The sequence below is a fragment of the Bacillus sp. ISL-78 genome, assembly GCF_018613455.1.
GTDB lineage: Bacteria > Bacillota > Bacilli > Bacillales > DSM-1321 > Peribacillus > Peribacillus frigoritolerans.
Window position 1 is genome coordinate 1 of the sequence record NZ_JAGGQC010000034.1, and the last position, 17,771, is coordinate 17,771.

General features: G+C 35.7%; 22 protein-coding genes. 10 read left to right on the forward strand and 12 right to left on the reverse strand.

All coding sequences use genetic code 11. The features are described 5' to 3' along the window. Nucleotides 1-931: IS110 family RNA-guided transposase (locus tag J7I96_RS24590; protein ID WP_215048152.1), on the forward strand; the 931-nt coding region annotated here is incomplete at its 5' end. Between the two features lie 454 nt (nucleotides 932-1,385). On the opposite strand, the gene J7I96_RS24595 is transcribed toward J7I96_RS24590, so the two are convergent. Together J7I96_RS24595 and J7I96_RS24600 are read right to left on the reverse strand one after the other, a co-directional pair. Then, complete coding sequence (locus tag J7I96_RS24595; RefSeq protein ID WP_214772663.1) at nucleotides 1,386-1,622, reverse strand: hypothetical protein; 237 nt, start codon at nucleotides 1,620-1,622, stop codon at nucleotides 1,386-1,388. 242 nt (nucleotides 1,623-1,864) lie between these two features. Continuing rightward, complete coding sequence (locus J7I96_RS24600; RefSeq protein ID WP_214772674.1) at nucleotides 1,865-2,215, reverse strand: YflT domain-containing protein; 351 nt, start codon at nucleotides 2,213-2,215, stop codon at nucleotides 1,865-1,867. Between the two features lie 292 nt (nucleotides 2,216-2,507). Here J7I96_RS24600 and J7I96_RS24605 point away from each other — a divergent pair, with 292 nt between their 5' ends. The 4 genes from J7I96_RS24605 to J7I96_RS24620 all read left to right on the forward strand — a co-directional run bounded on the left by J7I96_RS24605 (nucleotide 2,508) and on the right by J7I96_RS24620 (nucleotide 6,404). After that, nucleotides 2,508-2,762 carry a GlsB/YeaQ/YmgE family stress response membrane protein gene (locus tag J7I96_RS24605; protein WP_144551300.1) on the forward strand — a complete coding sequence of 85 codons (255 nt, stop codon included), beginning with the start codon at nucleotides 2,508-2,510 and terminating at the stop codon, nucleotides 2,760-2,762. A gap of 208 nt (nucleotides 2,763-2,970) precedes the next feature. Further along, entirely contained in the window at nucleotides 2,971-3,831 is an 861-nt protein-coding gene (locus J7I96_RS24610; RefSeq protein WP_214772660.1) for a DUF1206 domain-containing protein, read from the forward strand. A gap of 560 nt (nucleotides 3,832-4,391) precedes the next feature. Continuing rightward, a complete protein-coding gene (locus J7I96_RS24615) occupies nucleotides 4,392-5,585 on the forward strand; it encodes an AI-2E family transporter (protein ID WP_214772658.1) in 1,194 nt (397 codons plus the stop codon). 597 nt (nucleotides 5,586-6,182) lie between these two features. Next, nucleotides 6,183-6,404, forward strand: coding sequence for a YolD-like family protein (locus tag J7I96_RS24620; protein WP_214772656.1), 222 nt, complete (start codon nucleotides 6,183-6,185; stop codon nucleotides 6,402-6,404). 288 nt (nucleotides 6,405-6,692) lie between these two features. On the opposite strand, the gene J7I96_RS24625 is transcribed toward J7I96_RS24620, so the two are convergent. The 3 genes from J7I96_RS24625 to J7I96_RS24630 form a co-directional block, all read right to left on the reverse strand. Further along, nucleotides 6,693-7,283, reverse strand: a complete 591-nt coding sequence (locus tag J7I96_RS24625) for a diacylglycerol/lipid kinase family protein (protein ID WP_251025301.1) — start codon at nucleotides 7,281-7,283, stop codon at nucleotides 6,693-6,695. Further along, on the reverse strand, nucleotides 7,223-7,585 hold the full coding sequence (locus J7I96_RS28205; protein ID WP_251025300.1) for an acylglycerol kinase family protein: 363 nt from the start codon (nucleotides 7,583-7,585) through the stop codon (nucleotides 7,223-7,225). The genes J7I96_RS24625 and J7I96_RS28205 overlap by 61 nt, the downstream gene beginning before the upstream one ends. A 599-nt stretch (nucleotides 7,586-8,184) precedes the next feature. Next, nucleotides 8,185-9,408, reverse strand: a complete 1,224-nt coding sequence (locus J7I96_RS24630) for a GAF domain-containing sensor histidine kinase (RefSeq protein WP_214925617.1) — start codon at nucleotides 9,406-9,408, stop codon at nucleotides 8,185-8,187. Between the two features lie 316 nt (nucleotides 9,409-9,724). Here J7I96_RS24630 and J7I96_RS24635 point away from each other — a divergent pair, with 316 nt between their 5' ends. From J7I96_RS24635 to J7I96_RS24645, 3 genes are all read left to right on the forward strand, one after another. Then, the gene (locus J7I96_RS24635) at nucleotides 9,725-10,183 is read left to right on the forward strand and encodes a helix-turn-helix domain-containing protein (RefSeq protein ID WP_214925618.1); all 459 of its coding nucleotides are present in this window, start codon (nucleotides 9,725-9,727) and stop codon (nucleotides 10,181-10,183) included. Nucleotides 10,184-10,672: 489 nt separating this feature from the next. Continuing rightward, the gene (locus J7I96_RS24640; protein WP_214772653.1) at nucleotides 10,673-10,906 is read left to right on the forward strand and encodes a hypothetical protein; all 234 of its coding nucleotides are present in this window, start codon (nucleotides 10,673-10,675) and stop codon (nucleotides 10,904-10,906) included. A 143-nt stretch (nucleotides 10,907-11,049) separates the two neighbouring features. Continuing rightward, on the forward strand, nucleotides 11,050-11,502 hold the full coding sequence (locus tag J7I96_RS24645) for a helix-turn-helix domain-containing protein (RefSeq protein ID WP_214925619.1): 453 nt from the start codon (nucleotides 11,050-11,052) through the stop codon (nucleotides 11,500-11,502). A 174-nt stretch (nucleotides 11,503-11,676) separates the two neighbouring features. Here the strand turns inward: J7I96_RS24645 and J7I96_RS24650 are convergent, their stop codons facing one another. From J7I96_RS24650 to J7I96_RS24670, 5 genes are all read right to left on the reverse strand, one after another. Then, nucleotides 11,677-11,946, reverse strand: a complete 270-nt coding sequence (locus J7I96_RS24650) for a hypothetical protein (protein ID WP_214772651.1) — start codon at nucleotides 11,944-11,946, stop codon at nucleotides 11,677-11,679. A gap of 66 nt (nucleotides 11,947-12,012) precedes the next feature. After that, nucleotides 12,013-12,240 carry a hypothetical protein gene (locus J7I96_RS24655; RefSeq protein WP_214773365.1) on the reverse strand — a complete coding sequence of 76 codons (228 nt, stop codon included), beginning with the start codon at nucleotides 12,238-12,240 and terminating at the stop codon, nucleotides 12,013-12,015. Nucleotides 12,241-12,448: 208 nt separating this feature from the next. Further along, on the reverse strand, nucleotides 12,449-13,744 hold the full coding sequence (locus J7I96_RS24660) for an IS110 family RNA-guided transposase (RefSeq protein WP_214773366.1): 1,296 nt from the start codon (nucleotides 13,742-13,744) through the stop codon (nucleotides 12,449-12,451). 296 nt (nucleotides 13,745-14,040) lie between these two features. Further along, nucleotides 14,041-14,241, reverse strand: a complete 201-nt coding sequence (locus J7I96_RS24665) for an alpha/beta-type small acid-soluble spore protein (RefSeq protein ID WP_214773367.1) — start codon at nucleotides 14,239-14,241, stop codon at nucleotides 14,041-14,043. 723 nt (nucleotides 14,242-14,964) lie between these two features. Beyond that, nucleotides 14,965-15,123 (reverse strand): hypothetical protein, encoded by a 159-nt coding sequence (locus tag J7I96_RS24670; protein ID WP_214773368.1) that lies wholly within the window; start codon nucleotides 15,121-15,123, stop codon nucleotides 14,965-14,967. 246 nt (nucleotides 15,124-15,369) lie between these two features. Here J7I96_RS24670 and J7I96_RS24675 point away from each other — a divergent pair, with 246 nt between their 5' ends. Next, nucleotides 15,370-15,819 carry a DUF1569 domain-containing protein gene (locus J7I96_RS24675; protein WP_214773369.1) on the forward strand — a complete coding sequence of 150 codons (450 nt, stop codon included), beginning with the start codon at nucleotides 15,370-15,372 and terminating at the stop codon, nucleotides 15,817-15,819. 168 nt (nucleotides 15,820-15,987) lie between these two features. On the opposite strand, the gene J7I96_RS24680 is transcribed toward J7I96_RS24675, so the two are convergent. Next, nucleotides 15,988-16,206 carry a hypothetical protein gene (locus J7I96_RS24680; protein ID WP_214925634.1) on the reverse strand — a complete coding sequence of 73 codons (219 nt, stop codon included), beginning with the start codon at nucleotides 16,204-16,206 and terminating at the stop codon, nucleotides 15,988-15,990. A 307-nt stretch (nucleotides 16,207-16,513) separates the two neighbouring features. Continuing rightward, entirely contained in the window at nucleotides 16,514-16,801 is a 288-nt protein-coding gene (locus J7I96_RS24685; protein WP_214925637.1) for a hypothetical protein, read from the reverse strand. Nucleotides 16,802-17,202: 401 nt separating this feature from the next. Between J7I96_RS24685 and J7I96_RS24690 the strand changes: the two genes are divergently transcribed. Then, nucleotides 17,203-17,619 carry a hypothetical protein gene (locus tag J7I96_RS24690; protein WP_127776894.1) on the forward strand — a complete coding sequence of 139 codons (417 nt, stop codon included), beginning with the start codon at nucleotides 17,203-17,205 and terminating at the stop codon, nucleotides 17,617-17,619. The last annotated feature ends 152 nt before the right edge of the window (nucleotides 17,620-17,771 follow it).

The following is a 17,771-nucleotide window of genomic DNA, read 5'->3' on the forward strand; positions in this document are numbered from 1 at the left end:
ACGGTGTGCTGGCCTAGATGTACACCAAGAAACAGTAGTAGCCTGTGTATTATTTGGTCCATTAGATAAAAAGCCAAAAACCTCTATTGAAACTTTTTCAACTACAACAACGGGACTGTTGGCTTTAAGTGATTGGCTCGCTACCCTTCAGGTATCCGATGTTGTGATGGAAAGTACCGGAGTCTACTGGAAACCAATATGGAATATACTCGAAGGATCTTTTCACCTTGTTCTTGCCAATGCCAGGCATGTCAAAAATGTTCCAGGGCGTAAAACTGATGTGAAAGATGCCGAATGGCTTGCCAAGCTTCTAAGATGCGGACTTATTGAAAGCAATTTTGTCCCACCAGAGGATATTCGTGATTTACGAGATCTTACTCGTTATCGAAAAAAATTGATTCATCATCGCACATCAGAGCAGAATCGCATTCACAAAATTCTTCAAGATGCTAATATCAAGCTAACATCCGTTCTATCAGACATTTTCGGTGTATCGGGACGCCGTATCCTTGAAGCGATTCTAAATGGTGAAAAAATAGAGACCGATGGTCTTCGAAAAATGGTGGATTGGCGAACAAAAGCAAGTATTACTGACATTGCCCATGCAATTAATGGCCGTATTCGCCGTCATCATCGTGATATGTTGCGTTACCATTGGGAGCATATGGGTTATTTAGAACAAACCATAGAAGAATTGGAAAAACAAATCGATCAACTCCTGTCCCCTTATCGTAAGGAAGTAGAATTATTGGATGGTATACCTGGTGTGAACAAAGCTGCCGCAGCTACTTTTATTGCGGAGATGGGTGTTGATATGTCCGTATTTAAGTCAGCTAAACATCTTGCCTCTTGGGCTGGTGTGAGTCCTGGAAATTACGAAAGTGCTGGTAAAAAAAAACGAGTAAAACCACACAAGGAAACAAAGCATTAAAAACGATGGCTGTAGAATGTGTACTGACAACCTCTAGGCAAAATAATCGAATTGCTTCACATCGAAAAAGGATTACCAAACGACAGGGAAAAATGAAGGGACGAATCGCTTCTGCTCATTTACTATTGACGATTGACGATTGCTTACAACATCTTAAAAACAGGAGAACCCTATCATGAACTAGGCTCAAATTACCTTGAAGAAAAACAAATGAACAAAGAATTAAAAATGATCGAATACCTAAAAAAGAAAGGATATACAACAATCCCTCCATCTGAACAACAAACTGCATAACCAATCAAAATAACGACATAGTACATTTAAGTCCTTCAAAAAATTAGAATATCTTTCACTAATGTGTTTTCATACAAAAAAGCTGCCTTAAAGACAGCTCTAATCTCCAGCTACACACCCGTTAGTGGAATAAGGGTTATATAAATGAACTTATATAAATTTACTTGTTTTTGGAGATTTGAATTGATAAAACTGATTTTTTCTTTCCTGTCCCACCTACGGATCGATAACCAAGAAGAAACAAACAATCGCAGCAGCAATCCTCGATATCTGTACAAGTAGCGATCTCTTCTTCCTTTTCATCCGTCCCTCCAAAAGAAATTTCGTGATTCACATAGCGTTGGGTATATGGACAGTAGATTATCCATCTTTTGGTTGTGTATTGTTCTTCGCGCATACTTCTCATTCCTTCCCTTTAACTTAATCCAGCTTGATATTATGAAGCTAAAATCAATGCTATCGATTCCGACGACGTATCCAGCAAATTGAGAAGCTCAAAGATATTCCGATTATCTTTATCAGCGTACCAAAAGATTCAAACACGCACCGGGATATATGCTTGCTTGCTGAATGAACATAGAATGGGGAAGTTGCGCAGTAGGTTCTTTGAAGAAATCGAGTTACATAATATTATTGAAATCAAGGCAAAAGATAAACCCACCCTTGATCCTTTTCTTGGTCCTTCACAAATAATATTATTTTTCCTTGATCTAACTTTTCGTCATAAAGGTTTGCTTCTTCTTTGGAAAGGCCGATTTCTTCCATCTTATTACGCAATTCATCTCCGGTTTTTTGGAAGGCATTTTTAATAGTTGTTCCTAAACCTTGTTCTTCCACACCGATAGTATTAGTATCTGCTTTATCAGCAATTTTTTGTGTTCGATCTTTCTCATGTGTCAAAACATATAAGTCCTCTTGATAAACTCCTCTTGATTCTAATTCCTTTACAGCATTTACAACTTCTTGCTCAGTATTAAATTCACGTTCCAGATACTATTATTTGTATTCATTAGTTGATTCCTCCTATGAGATGTTAATTATTTTCAAGTAGTACCCCGTTTATCTTGGATGTAAAACTTGAATTTTTTTAGTACTTAAATGAGAAGTTATCCAACAATAATATTAACCCTTTCATTTGAGATGTAGGACTGTGGGGAGAATTTCATAATTCTTTTTTCTTTTTTAGGTTTATATCTTTCAAAACAGGGAAAATTACTACCGAAATACATTTTTCATCATTTTATGTTTTTCAACATTTATGTTTTTTTAAGGAGGAAATGTTTTGGGGTTTATTTGGGCACTTATTATTGGAGGAATTATCGGTTGGATTGCAAGTCTTATTGCAGGCCGTGATATACCGGGTGGAATTATTGGGAACATTATTGCTGGTTTTATCGGCGCTTGGCTAGGTTCTCTAATTTTAGGATCATGGGGACCAGAAGTAGGCGGTTTCTTTATCATACCGGCTATTATTGGAGCCATTATCTTAGTTTTTATTATCAGCCTTATTTTAAGAAGTTTGCGAAAACGTGGTTAACTATCGAAACGGACACAAGATTGTGTCCGTTTTTTATATTAATAGAATTTTATCTTAGATCTACATTAGACAATTACAGAGAACGCTTAGTCGTTACTTAAAAAACTATAAGTGAAATTTACAACTTAACTTTTTTAAAAAACTGGTTAGCTAATCTAATGCTCCATACGCCAGCTTTTATTTATTATATTTATGAAGGGGATTATGGATGAAAAAGTCTCTGTTTGATAAGAAGAAAACTCTTGATAATAAGTTAAGTCAAGCCAAAGCAGATGCCAAGCCATGGCTGTTTCGCTTTGCTCGTTTTGGTCATATGGCTCAAGGCTCTGTTTATTTCCTAATAGGATTGTTGGCCATTCAAATGGCGTTGGGTCTCGGAGGGAAGTTAACAACCTCTCAAGGGGCTTTATATACCATTGCAAAACAACCGTTTGGATTCTTAGTGGTTATCATTTTAGCTGTGGGACTGAGTGGATATGCATGTTGGCAAATTACAAGGACAATTTTTGACCCTGAAAATAAGGGTTATAATATAAAAGGCATTGTTAGCAGAATCAGTTATTTGGTGGTTGCTGTTATTTATATTGGCTTATGTGTCAGTACGGTAAAAATTTCACTTCATACGAGAGTTCATACAACTAGTGGACATTATCAAACATTATCAGCAAGAATGCTAGCACAGCCATTCGGACAAACAATCATTGCCATCACGGGTACAGTCATTCTTATCGTCGGAATAGGTCAGATTTTCTGGGCATTGTCCGGCCGTTTTCAAAAACAGTTAAAAAAGAATGAGATGAGCCAAAAGGAACGGAAGTGGAGTAAATACCTTGGGAAGTTTGGGATTTCTGCACGGGGCGTAATATTTGGAATTATTGGAGTTTTTCTTATTAAAACAGCAATCCAAGCTGACCCGGATGAAACCAAAGGTCTTGACGGCGCACTTGCTGAGGTGGCCACTCAACCGTTTGGACCTGTGATGCTCACGATTGTTTCCCTTGGATTAATTGCATACGGTGTATATATGTTTGCTGAGGCGCGTTACAAAAGACTTAATCCCCCCAATTAATGTCTTTACATCCATACAAGGAATAAAAAATGAAAAAACCTGCAAATGGTAATTGTTTCACCATTTGCAGGTTTATTTATGACCGGATTTTTATTTCTTATCCTTATCGGGACCATGCATCTTTTACTTTACCAGCTGTTTCCTTAACAGCTCCTTTATCTTTATCCCATTTCCCTTCAAGTTTTAACCCTTTATTATTTGCCCTGTTTTTCTTTTACTTCTACTTTTACCTTATCAAGTTTTCCTTCTGCTTTTTTTCGTTCCCTTGTTTTCATTCATGATAAAACCTTCATTAAGTATGTTAGAGAAATTAATCAGTTATTTAAGATTACCCTTTTTCTTTGAGGTTATACTCATAAAATATCTTAAATGGGACATAAGAGTTCTCCTAAATAAGAAAAAGTTGAAGTAACAATCCGTGCTAAAAAAGATGAATTGTTAGTATATAATAGATTTTGAGTGAATGCAGTATGTGAGTTATGGGAAAGGACGATGAGATGATACGATAAAGGAGTTATTAAATCAAAATAGTAAATAATAGAATTAGGAGTTGGATATTATTGGAAGAAAGAAACCCCAGGGATACTTTTTTCAAAAAGAAGATATTAAATAGCAAATTCATTGTCTATACGATAATCGTCTTTTTACTTAGCATCACAACCTTTGCTTTATCTAAAATCACTTTTATTCTGGTGCCGTTTGCAATCTTTGCAAAAACGATCTTTTTACCGGTCTTATTAGCTGGCGTCTGCTTTTATTTGTTTAATCCATTGATTAATTATTTGGAAAAGAAGGGGAATAAGAGGATTCTATCTATTCTGTTACTATACTTAGTCATAATAGGTTTGTTGGCGATCGTCATTTTATCTGTTATCCCCCCTTTAAAAGATCAAGTACAAAGTCTAGTAAGTAACATTCCAAAAATCAGTCATGATATTCAAGATATGGTTCAGAATGTTTCTCAAAATAAGTATGTTAAACAGGGAGCCCAATCGACTAATACTGACATAGATAAGGTTTCTAAAAGCTTTTCCGGTCATCTTAACGAGTATATTTCCGGCTTTTCACAGGGCGTTCTTACTTTTATTGGTACACTCACTGAAGTGATCCTAGCGTTTGCTGTCTTGCCTTTTATCCTTTTTTATTTATTAAAGGATGGTAAAGATTTACCGAAATACATCGTAAGGCTTTTACCCAATCAAACACGTCCCGAAGCAAAAGAAATCTTTGGGGACATGAATCATGCATTAAGTTCATACATTCGAGGTCAACTTTTTGTTGCTACTTGTATCGGTGTCCTGTTTTTTATTGGCTATTTAATTATTGGGATTGACTATGCGTTATTGCTCGCAATTATAGCTATGTTGACAAACGTAGTTCCTTATTTAGGCCCGATTATTGCTATTTTACCGGCTATTATCATTGCTTTTGTCATGTCACCATTCATGGTTCTAAAACTGGCTGTTGTTTGGATTATCGTCCAATTACTTGAAGGTAAGTTAATATCACCTCAAATCATGGGTAAAAGTTTGAACATTCATCCCATTACTGTCATTTTTGTAATTTTGACTGCAGGAAATCTATTCGGAATTATAGGTATTATTCTAGCAGTTCCGGGTTATGCCATACTGAAAGTGATCGTCACACACCTTTATCAATTTATCCGTTTACGCTCAAGTATGTATACAGATACAAAGAAAATTAAGAAAGAAGAACCTATTCCTTACAATATCAAGCCTAGAGAAGAAAAGTAGGAGTAAAAATATTGTAATAGCACTTGGAACTAAGAAACAATGGATAGACGATATAATGCCCCTCCTCCTATTAAGTTTCCGAAAAATGTATTTTTTTATAGACGATTGAAACAAAACTAAACAAATTAAAAAGGCTGATTCGCAGTACGGAATTGACTTTTTTAATTTGTCTTGTTTTATAATAGTTAAAGTCGTTTAACTATGTTTACATGATAATCTGAGTCTAGGATAAAAATGGAGATTGCATAAAGTCTATTTTGGTATGATGACTTGCCATAAATGGAACAAGGAAACTACCGAATGTAGGAGTTAGCCGTACAGATCGAGGTTGGGACATTTAAATGCCTAAACGACCGTACAGAATGCCAAAAAGGTTAAGTTCTTACCTTTCTGTACAGTCTGTATTAGCTGGCCTGCTGTTCAGGAATACTCTTAATCTAAACGTCGCTTACAGCTCTTAATCCTGAAGAAATCATGCAACTTAAAGGCTACCTGTTCGATAAATAAGAAGAACTGGAAAATACCTCTAAAAATTTCTCGTTCTACATAACTTGATTAAATAGAATATATGTTTCTATAATAATAGGGAGGGTTTTAATGCTTCGTGATCGTGGTAATATCAAATGGCAAGGATTCTTCGTGCCGGAACATATAAAAACTTTAAAGGACGGGGACCGTGATCACTTAAGAACTGCTAGACCTCAACTGGACAAATCACAAATTGAAGAAATTGAACGCCTGCTATCCGAAAGCCTACAAGAAAAAACAATTTTAGAAATAACCACTTGGAAAGATGGTTTCTTTCACTCGGAACGGTAGCGAAAATTGATCGTTATAGTAAAATAATCTTCATTCAGGACGAATTAGATTTAAAAATCACGTTCAACTTTTTTCAAATAGTCGATGTCAAAACGAAATAAAAATGGATGGGTGTTCTACACAATGAGATTTACGAAACAACTAAATTCAAACTGTTAGATGGTAAGATATCCCTTTTTTAATTCGTTCCTTTTTCGCGTTGGAATAACCACACATCAATAATAGTTCTTCTTTTTTGCTCTCTTATCCGCAGGGTGCCTCATTAAAATTATTTATCCTTTTCAGGTTCTATTCAATATATTCAGCAACAATCATTGTTAAGTGTTTTGGTAAAACGGTTAATTTAGTGGGTGTTTTATAATTATGTTCCCCATCACAATCGATTTGTTGCTGTGGATTACATGATATAGTCAATTCATTCGTTTGAAAGTGGACAATCTCTTCTTTGTTAAACAGATCTTTATTAAAAATACTGGATTTCAGAATGGACCAAAAGGTTGGTACTGATGTGCCCTTAAGGATAAGAACGTCGAACATTCCATCTTGAATACTGTTCTTTGGGAAAAATGCCTTTAATCCACCGGTAAAAGGGCCGTTTCCGACAATAACCATTACAGCCTCACCATCATAATTCATTTTATTAGAAGTCAATGTTAAGTTAAATGGAATTGCTTCTTTCACAGTATGAATAGCACTCATATAGTAGGATAGCCTACCCAATGTCTCCTTTTTGTCAGATTCAATGTTTTCTGAAACCTGGGTTATTAATCCGATTCCCCAAAAGTTCAGGAAGTATTGGTCGTTAGCATGACCAACGTCTACTTTTTCTTCTTTACCCTCCAAAATCTGATCGAGAGCTTGAAAAGGATCCTGTGACATACTAACAGCTCTTGAAAAATCATTACAAGTTCTCCTGGAATAATGGCAAACTTAGGGCGTTCATTCAGTTTACAAATCGCATTGATTAATTCATATATCGTTCCATCACCGCCAGCTCCAATAATCAAATCAACTTCACTGGAAATCTGACGTATATATTTCGCACCGTCTCCAGGTCTGGAAGTTATATAGACATTGACTGACTCAAACTTAGTTGTAAGTTTATCAGTTATCAAATCGATGTTTTCCTTTAATTGTCCGTTCCCTGCAGAGGGGTTTAGAATAAGTCCAACTTCACACATATTAATCCTCTTTTCGTAATTGTGAATGTTGTCTGGATGTAATGGTTTATATTTTAACTAGCAAAAAATAGTGTTAGAGATTCCCCCCCCTCATTATAGTCTTTGCAAGTATAGAAGCTACATGTAAAAGTTTCTACTCTGCGAAATGATTTTGAACTTGAAATTCATCTTTTTCATACTTTACCATAAATATGGGTCATACCATTAATTTAAATAGTTTACTTAAAATCCGAACCTCCACACAAAAATTCATATAAAATAGGGGAAATAATAAATTTTGAAAGTAAAACCTGTAGAAAGAATTTAAGAATGCGTAAGAACTTCTGTCGACGAAAAATGTAGGAGAGTCAAAAAAGATACTTATCTGCTGCACATACAAAGGTTAGAAGTTAGCGAACCTTAGAGAAAAAGGACCAAGCTATTAATGTTAAAGAACACAGGGATTAGGAATTACTTATTACGATGATACCAAAAATCGGTATATCCAATGAAGTTATCTATTAGAAATCATAAAATCAAGAACATAATCAAGTTTTTATAGGACAAAAAGGGTTGTCGATTAGACATCCCCTTTTCTTGATCTCTATTTTATTCAGATATCAATATTCGAATGGCAATCTGAGTTCAAAGGTAAAGGTCGAACCACTTTTGGTTGATTCCTCCAGCCAAATACGTCCATTCATCAATTCCACCAATTGTTTACAGATAGAAAGACCAAGGCCCGTTCCTTCTCTAATTTCATCGGACTCCGATGCCTGTATTTGACTAAAAGGTTGGAATAATCGGTGGGTTTGGTGATTCGGAATACCGATCCCTGTATCTTTCACTGTAAAGGATACTGTTGCATAACCGGCGTCGTATTCATAAGAAACCAAATTAATTAGAGTTCTAATTTCTCCCTCTTTAGTAAACTTGACAGCATTCCCCACTAAGTTAACCAAAATCTGACGGATTTTATGATCGTCAGCTATTAAAATATCTGGAATTTTAGGATCAATTTCATAGGTTAAACAAAGCTCTTTTTCCTCTACTTCAGCAGAAAACAGATCCATAACCTTTTTTATACAGAAATGGATGTCAAAGGGTTGGATGTTCAAGTTCATTTTACCTGACTCTATCTTCGAATAACCCAATATATGATTCACCATAGTAAGTAGGGATTGGCTGCTCGTCTCAATCACGTCAACATATTCATTTTGTTCTTGGGTCAATTCAGTAGAATGTAGTAAACTGGACATTCCAATTACACCGTTCAGTGGCGTACGAATCTCATGGCTTAAAACTGCTAATAAATTTGATTTTTCCTTACTAAGTTTTTCAATTTTACGTGCAGCCAAACGTAATTCCATCTCGTCCATGACGACTTGAGCGAGCTTACTAAGAATATTGATTTCCTGTTTAGTGATTTCACGCGGCTCGAAATCAATTACACATAACACCCCAAGGTTGTGATTATCATGGGTAACCAGAGGAATCCCTGCATAAAAACGCAAGCCCATTTCTCCTGCAACCAAAGGGTTTGCCAACGAGCGAGGATCTATACTTGCATCATTAAGAATATAGGGTACGTTGTTCAGAATGGCCGAGGCACAGAGACCGGGCTCCCTGTCAATCTCCTGCACGTCCAACCCATGATGGGACTTGAACCAAATTCGATCCTCATCCACTAAGCTTGTTATTGCGATGGGTACATTTAATAGCTGAGAAGCCAATGCAGTAATCCTGTCAAAAGAGCCATCTGGAGGGGTATCAAGAATCTGATAGCGCTGTAAAGCATTGATTCGCTCTCGTTCATGTTCATTTGTTTGGTATAAAGTCCCCATACTCATCCTTCTTTCTTTAAAATGATAGGTTTTCAAAATCTCAAATTCTACTGGACAAAGGGCACGAAGAACCACTACTATATCTCTTAATCCATCGTGAAGTCTGTTACTTTAAACGATTAGCCGTCGGTCTAATGATTTACAGCTAGTAAAAACAAGTTGCTTCGTTTTTACTAGCTGTAAATTGATCTGAAATTACCCTAATAATTATTGATCATTCAAAGGAACAATATGTTCACGTGTGTTGAATCAAAGGGTTTCATTTTCAACAGTTTGGGTATAAAAACAATAAAATCTAATCGAAGGGATGTTTCCTTTGAATAACCAAAGTGAAATTTTACGTGTTATGGAAGCTATGAAGGGGGCCAATGACCGTCGGACGTTTGAACGTTATCAAACGATTTATCTTTACATAAAAGGTTACAAGCAAAAAGAAATCAGTGACATAACTCTTCGTAGTCCTAAAACCATCTCCACTTATATCAATGCCTATAAAAAAGAGGGAATTGATGGCTTAAAAATGAAGCATTCTTCAGGTGCACCACACAAGCTAACTGACAAACAGAAACAAGAACTTGTTCAAGTAGTCACTCATCAAACGCCCATGGATGTAGGACTTTCTACTACATACAATTGGACCCTTTCCTTAGTAGCGCAGTATATTGCAAAGGAATGGGGTGAAAAGTATACGCTCCGGGGAATATCGAGACTTTTAGAAACCCTTGGTCTTAGACATACACGACCCACATATACCCGACAACGCGTCCCTAGATAAGCCAGCACCTTGTCAGGAAACATATTGCAGAGATATATAATTGTGATATAATGTGTAGTTCTTTAATTCAATTTCACCGTTATATTATACATTTCATGATAAAAAGTCAATAAGCTATTAGGTTTAATCTAATGGTAAACCTTTTGCGAAATTTACACTGAGAATCGCACTAAAAAACACACTAAAAAAATAGCTGATGGATAGCAGTAAACAAGGATTCTAAGTAGCAATTTCATACAACATTTATTTTTTTCGCGAGAGCCACTTACAATGAATACATCTCCTTTTTCCAGTATTGTAAATAGATGTCGAGTTTCCTTGTTTATTTAAATTCTACTACTTTTTGTCTCCCTACTAAATCTTGGGGTAGCGTCAGGGTACCGCCAACATTTCGAAAATTTTGTATGCTAAGCAAATATCAGTATGAAAACCGTTAAAACCAAAAATCAACTATAATTAACCAAAATATAAAAATTAAGGGGAATTAAAATGAGTGCATACTTACAAATAACAGGGCTGGTAATTGATATTATAGGAGTGCTATTTATGGCTTTTATGGCTTGGGATATAGTTTTTTATGATAAATCAAAACTAGGAACTTGGAATAGCTTCGAGGGTGAACATCAAAAGAGTGAGAAAAGAAAAGTTAAGAAAAATACTTTAATAGGGTTGGGGCTAATTGTTGTAGGTTTGTTATTACAGATTGTTGCTGTTTTGGTGTAAAGTATTTGCAGAAAGAAAGGCATCCATAATAGTGAAGGGTGGGTGACTCATTAGGAATCTAGACATTGAAAAAATTAGATGTCCTTTTTTGGGTCAAATCAGCAAGTACTCTTTTGAAGAAACCATTCTAGGAGGAACTTGCAATGAAAACTATACAAACGATCAAGGGAACAGAATTACGATGTAAGGATAACCTGAAAGAGAACTTTGAACAGATACCAGCCACTCTCAACAATTATGTGCGGTTTGGCTTGATTAGGCCCAATGACGTGTACCTCTACACATTGCTCATGCAGTACGATAACGCGGAATACGGTTATGCTTGGCCCCGGATTGAGACGCTACAGATGGATTGTGGCGGTGCTAGTGATGGGACTATAAGACAGTCATTAAAACGGCTAGTTAATGCCGGCCTGGTGCGAAGAATGAAGAGCAAACTATACCCTAACAAGATGATTTACTACGTGGATTTACCACTGACCAATGAAGAGCTAAAAGCAATCGTCCCTGAGAAAAGCAAGACATATGAAGAGTATCGGGAAAAGATGCTGGATAGGGCTAAGATGGATAGAGAACGCCTGAATCAGCTAGTGTAGGGACCAGGGCCAGACACGTAGAAATCACGGGTCCGGCTTTTAAGTAATCTCTTCTTCTTTTCTATCCCTATTACTTGATAGTGTTCCTTTCAGAGAAAGGTATTTATGTCTGATTACTTAAGTATGGGTAAGTAAGTATGTATAACGCTCACTTTTTGATAGGGCTGAATTGCACTATTTAAGGGTCCGGAAACTTACTTTTAAAGATACAACTTTTCCATCTTCAACCTCCATCGCAGCCGTGAACCATTCTTTCAAGGAAAAATACTCTAAAGAGGTATTTTCGATAGTAAAAATCTTATTTTTGGTATGATGAATCAATTTGCGACCTGGTTTGCATAGGACAAGTAAATAATCGGTAGTGTGACGAAGCAGTTCGCCTTCCCATTCATAGTGAAGAATATCAGGGAATTTAAGGGCTTTAATTTTCACCAGATTACTCAATTTAATCCTCCTCAAAATATTTTATTCTAAATATTTCGCCCGATTATTGGAAATTTCCTTCTTCAACTAAACTCCCTCAATAAAGAAAGCAAAACCTCTCGATATCTCCGTTTTTCTTAGATTTTCATAGTAGTTTACCTGCCGGTAATCACTTAATAGTTGGGGAAAAATCACTTGAATGGCTAAAATTAGACCTTTGGAGAAAAAAGATTTATAGCCCACTAACCAACCACTTACATAAATTGGTGAATGAGTTAAATTATGATTGCACTGGTGGATGTCCACATTTCTCATGGAGGTCAACCCTCCCATGCCTCACAGAGTCTTCGCTCTCAAATTCCTTCGTCCAACCTTTCCATGAGGTGGATGTCAGCCATGCTGCCCCACAGGGTCCTTGCCCGTAATTTAGTTGCTTTGCCGACTAATCCGTGCTTCAAATGATACCCAAATATACTTAACCAAGAAAACTCGCCTCTACTATTTTATCTAATCTAAAACTGAATCAAGCTGCTAGTTCCACCTTCTTTGATACTCGCATATGAGGAATATCCTTTAACATCTTTTCTTCATTAAATTCAAATTGCTTTTTACCCATGCTAAAGAAAATACGGATCAGTTTATTACATAAAGCAATAAGGGACTGCATCTTCTTTAATGGATTATCTGGACGTTGAGTATAGTAGGCATGTAATGCCTTAAATGCTGAATTCTTGGCGACCAGAATCATACAAACCCTGAACAACAGGGCTCGCAGCTTTTTCCGTCCCCTCTTTGTGATGGTTGTTTTCCCCTTATGCTTACCAGAGGTATTTTCTTTTAAGCTTAAGCCGGCCAGCTTAATAATTTGTCTGGGATGAGTATATTCCTTAAGGTCACCAACTTCTGCAAAGAAGCCGGCAATAGTGTCTCTACCAACACCTTTTATCGCTAACATTTGTGGTACACCTGGTATTTCATCAAGTAAACAATCTATTTTTGTATCCAATTCTTCGAATTTTAAGTGGATTAATTCATATTTAGCCAGAAGCTTTTTCAGCTCTAGTTTTGCCATTTCGGAGCCTTGTCGAAGTCCGATGGACTTACTGGCTGCTTGCTTTAACTTACGAATTTTGCTTAGACCTACACTTCGGGTCACGGTTTTTCTTAAGTGGGCTAACAGTTCTTGTTCAGTGAAATTTACTATTTCATGTGGTAAAGCATAGAGCTTTAAGAATTGTAATGCTGCTTTTCCCTCCCACTTCTTAAATACCGTTAGAAATTCTGGAAAGTACCGATCAATCCAGTTATGGACCTGGCCTTGGACCGTCTGAAGATCCTCTGTTAAAAGATCACGAATTTTCTTCGCCACTCGTAGTTCGGCATAAACTCCTTGTGGTATCGTAGGTTCGGCGTATCTTCCGTCTTTGACCAACTGTGCAATGACTTTAGCATCTTTCACATCATTTTTAGTAGGAGAATTATCATCAAGCTCCTTGCTTTTCTTGACGTGCAAAGGGTTTACAGCTACAAACTTAATTTCATTTTCTTTTAACATATGAGCTAGGTTGAACCAATAATGCCCTGTCGGTTCCATCCCAACTATCACATTCTCCATACATTGTTCTTTCTTGATTTCCATAATCCAATTAAGAAAATGCTCGAATCCCTCTTTTGTATTCTCAAAATAACAAGGTGATCCAAACTCCATTCCTCTAAAGTCTTGAGCACGTGCCAGATGCTTGAATTTAGCAATATCCACCCCTACAATAAGGGTTTGAGAGGTAATTTGAGCAATTTTCTTATTTTGGTTATAATTCATTTTAAAGCCTCCTGGTATTTGAGTTTTGTCCTTTTCTTCGCCGAGCTTCAGGACTCTCTCATTCTACCAAGAGGTTATTTTTTTGTTCAAACTTCAATTTCACTGATTACAGGAATGCTGCCCCGATAGTTGCATAAAGAAAAAGCTACCTCAAAGACAGCTCTGATCTTTAGCTAATGCACCCGTTATTAAGGATTATTGTAGAGTTGACACAAACTGTCAGTGGAAAGGAAGTGTAAAAATAATAAAAAAAGGAAGTAGTGTAGCCCACTACTCCCTCATTTCTAAGTAAATTATTAGAACTGTTTTCCGCCTAATTGTTGTTCAGCCATTTGGACTAATCGTTTAGTGATTTCTCCACCTACAGAACCATTAGCTCTTGATGTTGTGTCAGCACCAAGTTGTACGCCGAATTCAGATGCGATTTCATTCTTCATTTGTTGTAAAGCTTGCTCAGCACCATTAACTATTAATTGATTACTGTTGTTACGTGCCATCGTTTTCACCTCCTAATATTTATTGATATTAGGATTTGTTTAGATCAGTAATTTATGTAAAAAGAAATAAAATTATTGTTATCAAGAAAAAAATGTCTCAGTGGTATAAAAACTTTTGTAATTGAAATGAAGCAATGAGCAAGGATCGCTGGTGGAAGTGCAATTGGTGACTAAGATCCTTGCTCGTAATATTATATTGCCCTTAAAAGGTTTATGCTACACATCAGACACATACTGTGACGTTAGGAATTCCCCTACTATAGTTGTTATAAAAGAGACAACTATAGTAGGGGAATAAGTTTACGGATTGTTTTTACTTTTAGATAACAAGTAAATAAAGATAGCTGTAAAAATTATTACTAATAAAATAGGGAAGAACGCTGTATTGATGAAATGATTATAAATCCATGTATCATGCATTAAAGCAACCTCAGTTTATGTTTTTTCGCTCCATCTGAACAACAAACTGCATAACCAGTTAAAATAACGAAATAGTACATTTACGCCCTTAAAAAAAATGAGAATATGGAGGGTTTATTTTAGCATGGCTTTTTTACTAAAGGTGTTTTTATACAAAAAGGAGCTGCTGATCAGCTCCTGGTCAATGAAGTAAAGCACCCGTTAGTTAGAGAATCTCTATCACTTCATATATTTGTAATAAAGATTTACTAAGGAAAAGTAAACTAAAGCAGAACCAAAAATAAAGAATAAGAACTCCTTTACCTATTTCGCTTCCATATTTAAATCTTCATTGTAAAAAAGTTGCATGTTTTCGTTTATAGAAATAGGAGTCGTAAAAATTGATAATATTAATGCAAGAACAGCGAAAACCCCATATATATTTAGCACTTTTCTTAAAGTAATTTCCCTTTTTGAAACCAAACTCCTCCCCCCCATTTTTCATAATGATTAAATAACTATACGAATAGACACAAGTGAAAGTTTCTTAACAACTGGAAGTTAATGAACTAAACTAAACTGTCTCTTCATATTAGCTCAACCAACAGGACTTCAACCCACCTGGAACAGTCCCCCTTTAGCTTAGAAGGATAAAATAATGTTGACGTTGAATATACATTAAATAATCAATTACTGTTTTAAATCAACAAAATTAGAGGAGTTTTTCTAATGAATAATATTTTTGAGGTCTTGTATACAGAAGAAATTTTAAAACGTATCGACAACTTAAGCGCAAATTCAAAACCATTATGGGGAAAAATGGATGTCGCACAAATGTTAGCTCATTGCTCATCCTTCCAAGACATTGCTATGGGCTATTCTATGCCTCCAAGAGGTTGGTTAGGGCTATTAGTAGGTCGGTTTGCAAAAACCATGTTTTATAATGACAAGCCCCTACCACATAATATGTCTACTATTCCAACCATTTTAATAACCGATAAAAAAGATTTTGAAATAGAAAGAGAAAGATTGAAAGAAAAAATTACAACCTTCCAAAAGAATGGACCAGAGGCTTGTACAAGTCACCCACATCCTTTTTTCGGAAAACTTTCTTCCGAGCAGTGGGGACATGGAATTTATAAGCATCTTGACCATCATTTAAAACAGTTTGGGGTTTAGTTACGGGAATTTAATTATGGACGTATATCCTTAGATCAACGATCCGGTAAAATTGGATTGGATAATAAGGTTTGAGCTTCAACCATTAATAAATTGACTGGTTTTCTTATTGAACTAACCTGCCCCGTTAGTTCCATAACAAAAAGCTGCCTTAAAGGCAGCTCGAATCTATTTACTCAATTTTTCGGGTACAATATTTAAAATAATTAAATATAATTTTTCACTATTAAATTCACCCACATAGACTACTTGATGAATTTCCAGTGCTTCCCCTTCTTTAAGTGTATGAGATTCTTTTATTACGTCTGCAATATGTTTTTCAAAGGAGAAATCGCTATAATAATTCCTTATTGTCCATTCAATAATAATCTGGTTTTGTAAACGCATATGAATTATTTTACACTCCTTTTTATTTACAAAGTGGATGGTGAGTTTCTTCAATACCATTAATTTTTGTTACACGATGCCATTTAGTATTAACATAATGAGGGCTTACCGACTGAGATCTTTATATTGCTTATTATAATATGTTGCTGTTTATATATAATTCGACTTTCTTATCAAACTAACCTGCCCCGTTAGTTGCATAAAAAAAAGCTGCCTCAAAGACAGCTCTGATCTTCAGCTAACGCACCCGTTAGTTCGTTAAGAAAAGCGAAATTTCTTCAAGAATCGCGCCCTTTAGTTGAAGAAGTTACATGACCTTCTCTATTTCTTTTTTCTTAAATATGCCTACCAGTAGCATAATAAGTCCTATGATGAAACCTATTGGGAACAAGTACCACATAATCAAAGCTGCCCAACCATTCCCAACAATAAATGCGTATGTTAGCCCAACCGCAAAAGATAAGAATGGTGAAATTGCCAACATAAGAGCAATACCCCAAACAATGTGTTTTCTTTTTTTCGACTTACCTTTGCTAAGTTGAAAAGCTACAAGTGCTCCTATAAATGCAATTCCATACCCTACGGCAAATGCCATCTTTTGTTACTCCCCTCCAAATTTCACAATACCCTTATATATAAGTACCTCTGCTGATTTAGATTGATGTATATCCCCCTGATTTTAACATAAATATCCAACCATCTTTAAGAAGTATCTTTAACAAAATGGCCCAATTGTTGAAAAAGATCAAACAGCACTCTTCAACTATCCTGCCCCGTTAGTTCATTAAGAAATCCACAGGATCTATCCCCCATATAGGCAGTATATGCTCGTTTTTCTCTCCATGAAACCCTCCCCTAATTTATGAAATAGAAACGGTAAACTAGCTCTGCATATCATATTCATATTTTATTTTTATAAAAAAAAGATAGTTTGCTTTAATAACCTCTGGTAAATTGAAGTAACATAGTTATAAAAAGTTATATAAGGGGAATTTCATGAAAAAGAAAAGTTATTTAAAATTATTAATTATTTTTGTACTTTTGGGTGGAGGAGTATATTGGTATTACAACAGTATTGCAATCTGGGGTACATCTGAAAATGGAATGTGGAAAGCAACTTATAAAAAGAATCAAGATCAATATGTTGAAAAGGGTTGGACTGGCACCCTTAAGCAAAATTCTGGAGATAAAGTTACTGTAGAAGATATAACTTTTACAGATAATAATAAAACTCTAATGTCTGTAGGAGATTTTGAAGAAGGAATAGCCGAAGACGGTGAAGAAACGGTATTATACCCATTTTCTGCAGAATTTTATGGTGGAGATGGGCCTAAGAAAGGGCATATTTATAAAGTTCATGTTACTTGGAAGGATAAAGGAAAATCCCATACTGATAGCTTTCGTCTTAAATAATTGAACTTACAAAGTTAAAACGTAGCAAAAAGCCTTTAATCTCAGTATAAAGGCTTTTTTATTACCTAGAATTCACGTTATGTAAAATAGTCCAATTTTTTAGGTGTAATAGCTCAATTTTATAGAGCTAACCTGCCCCGTTAGTTGCATAA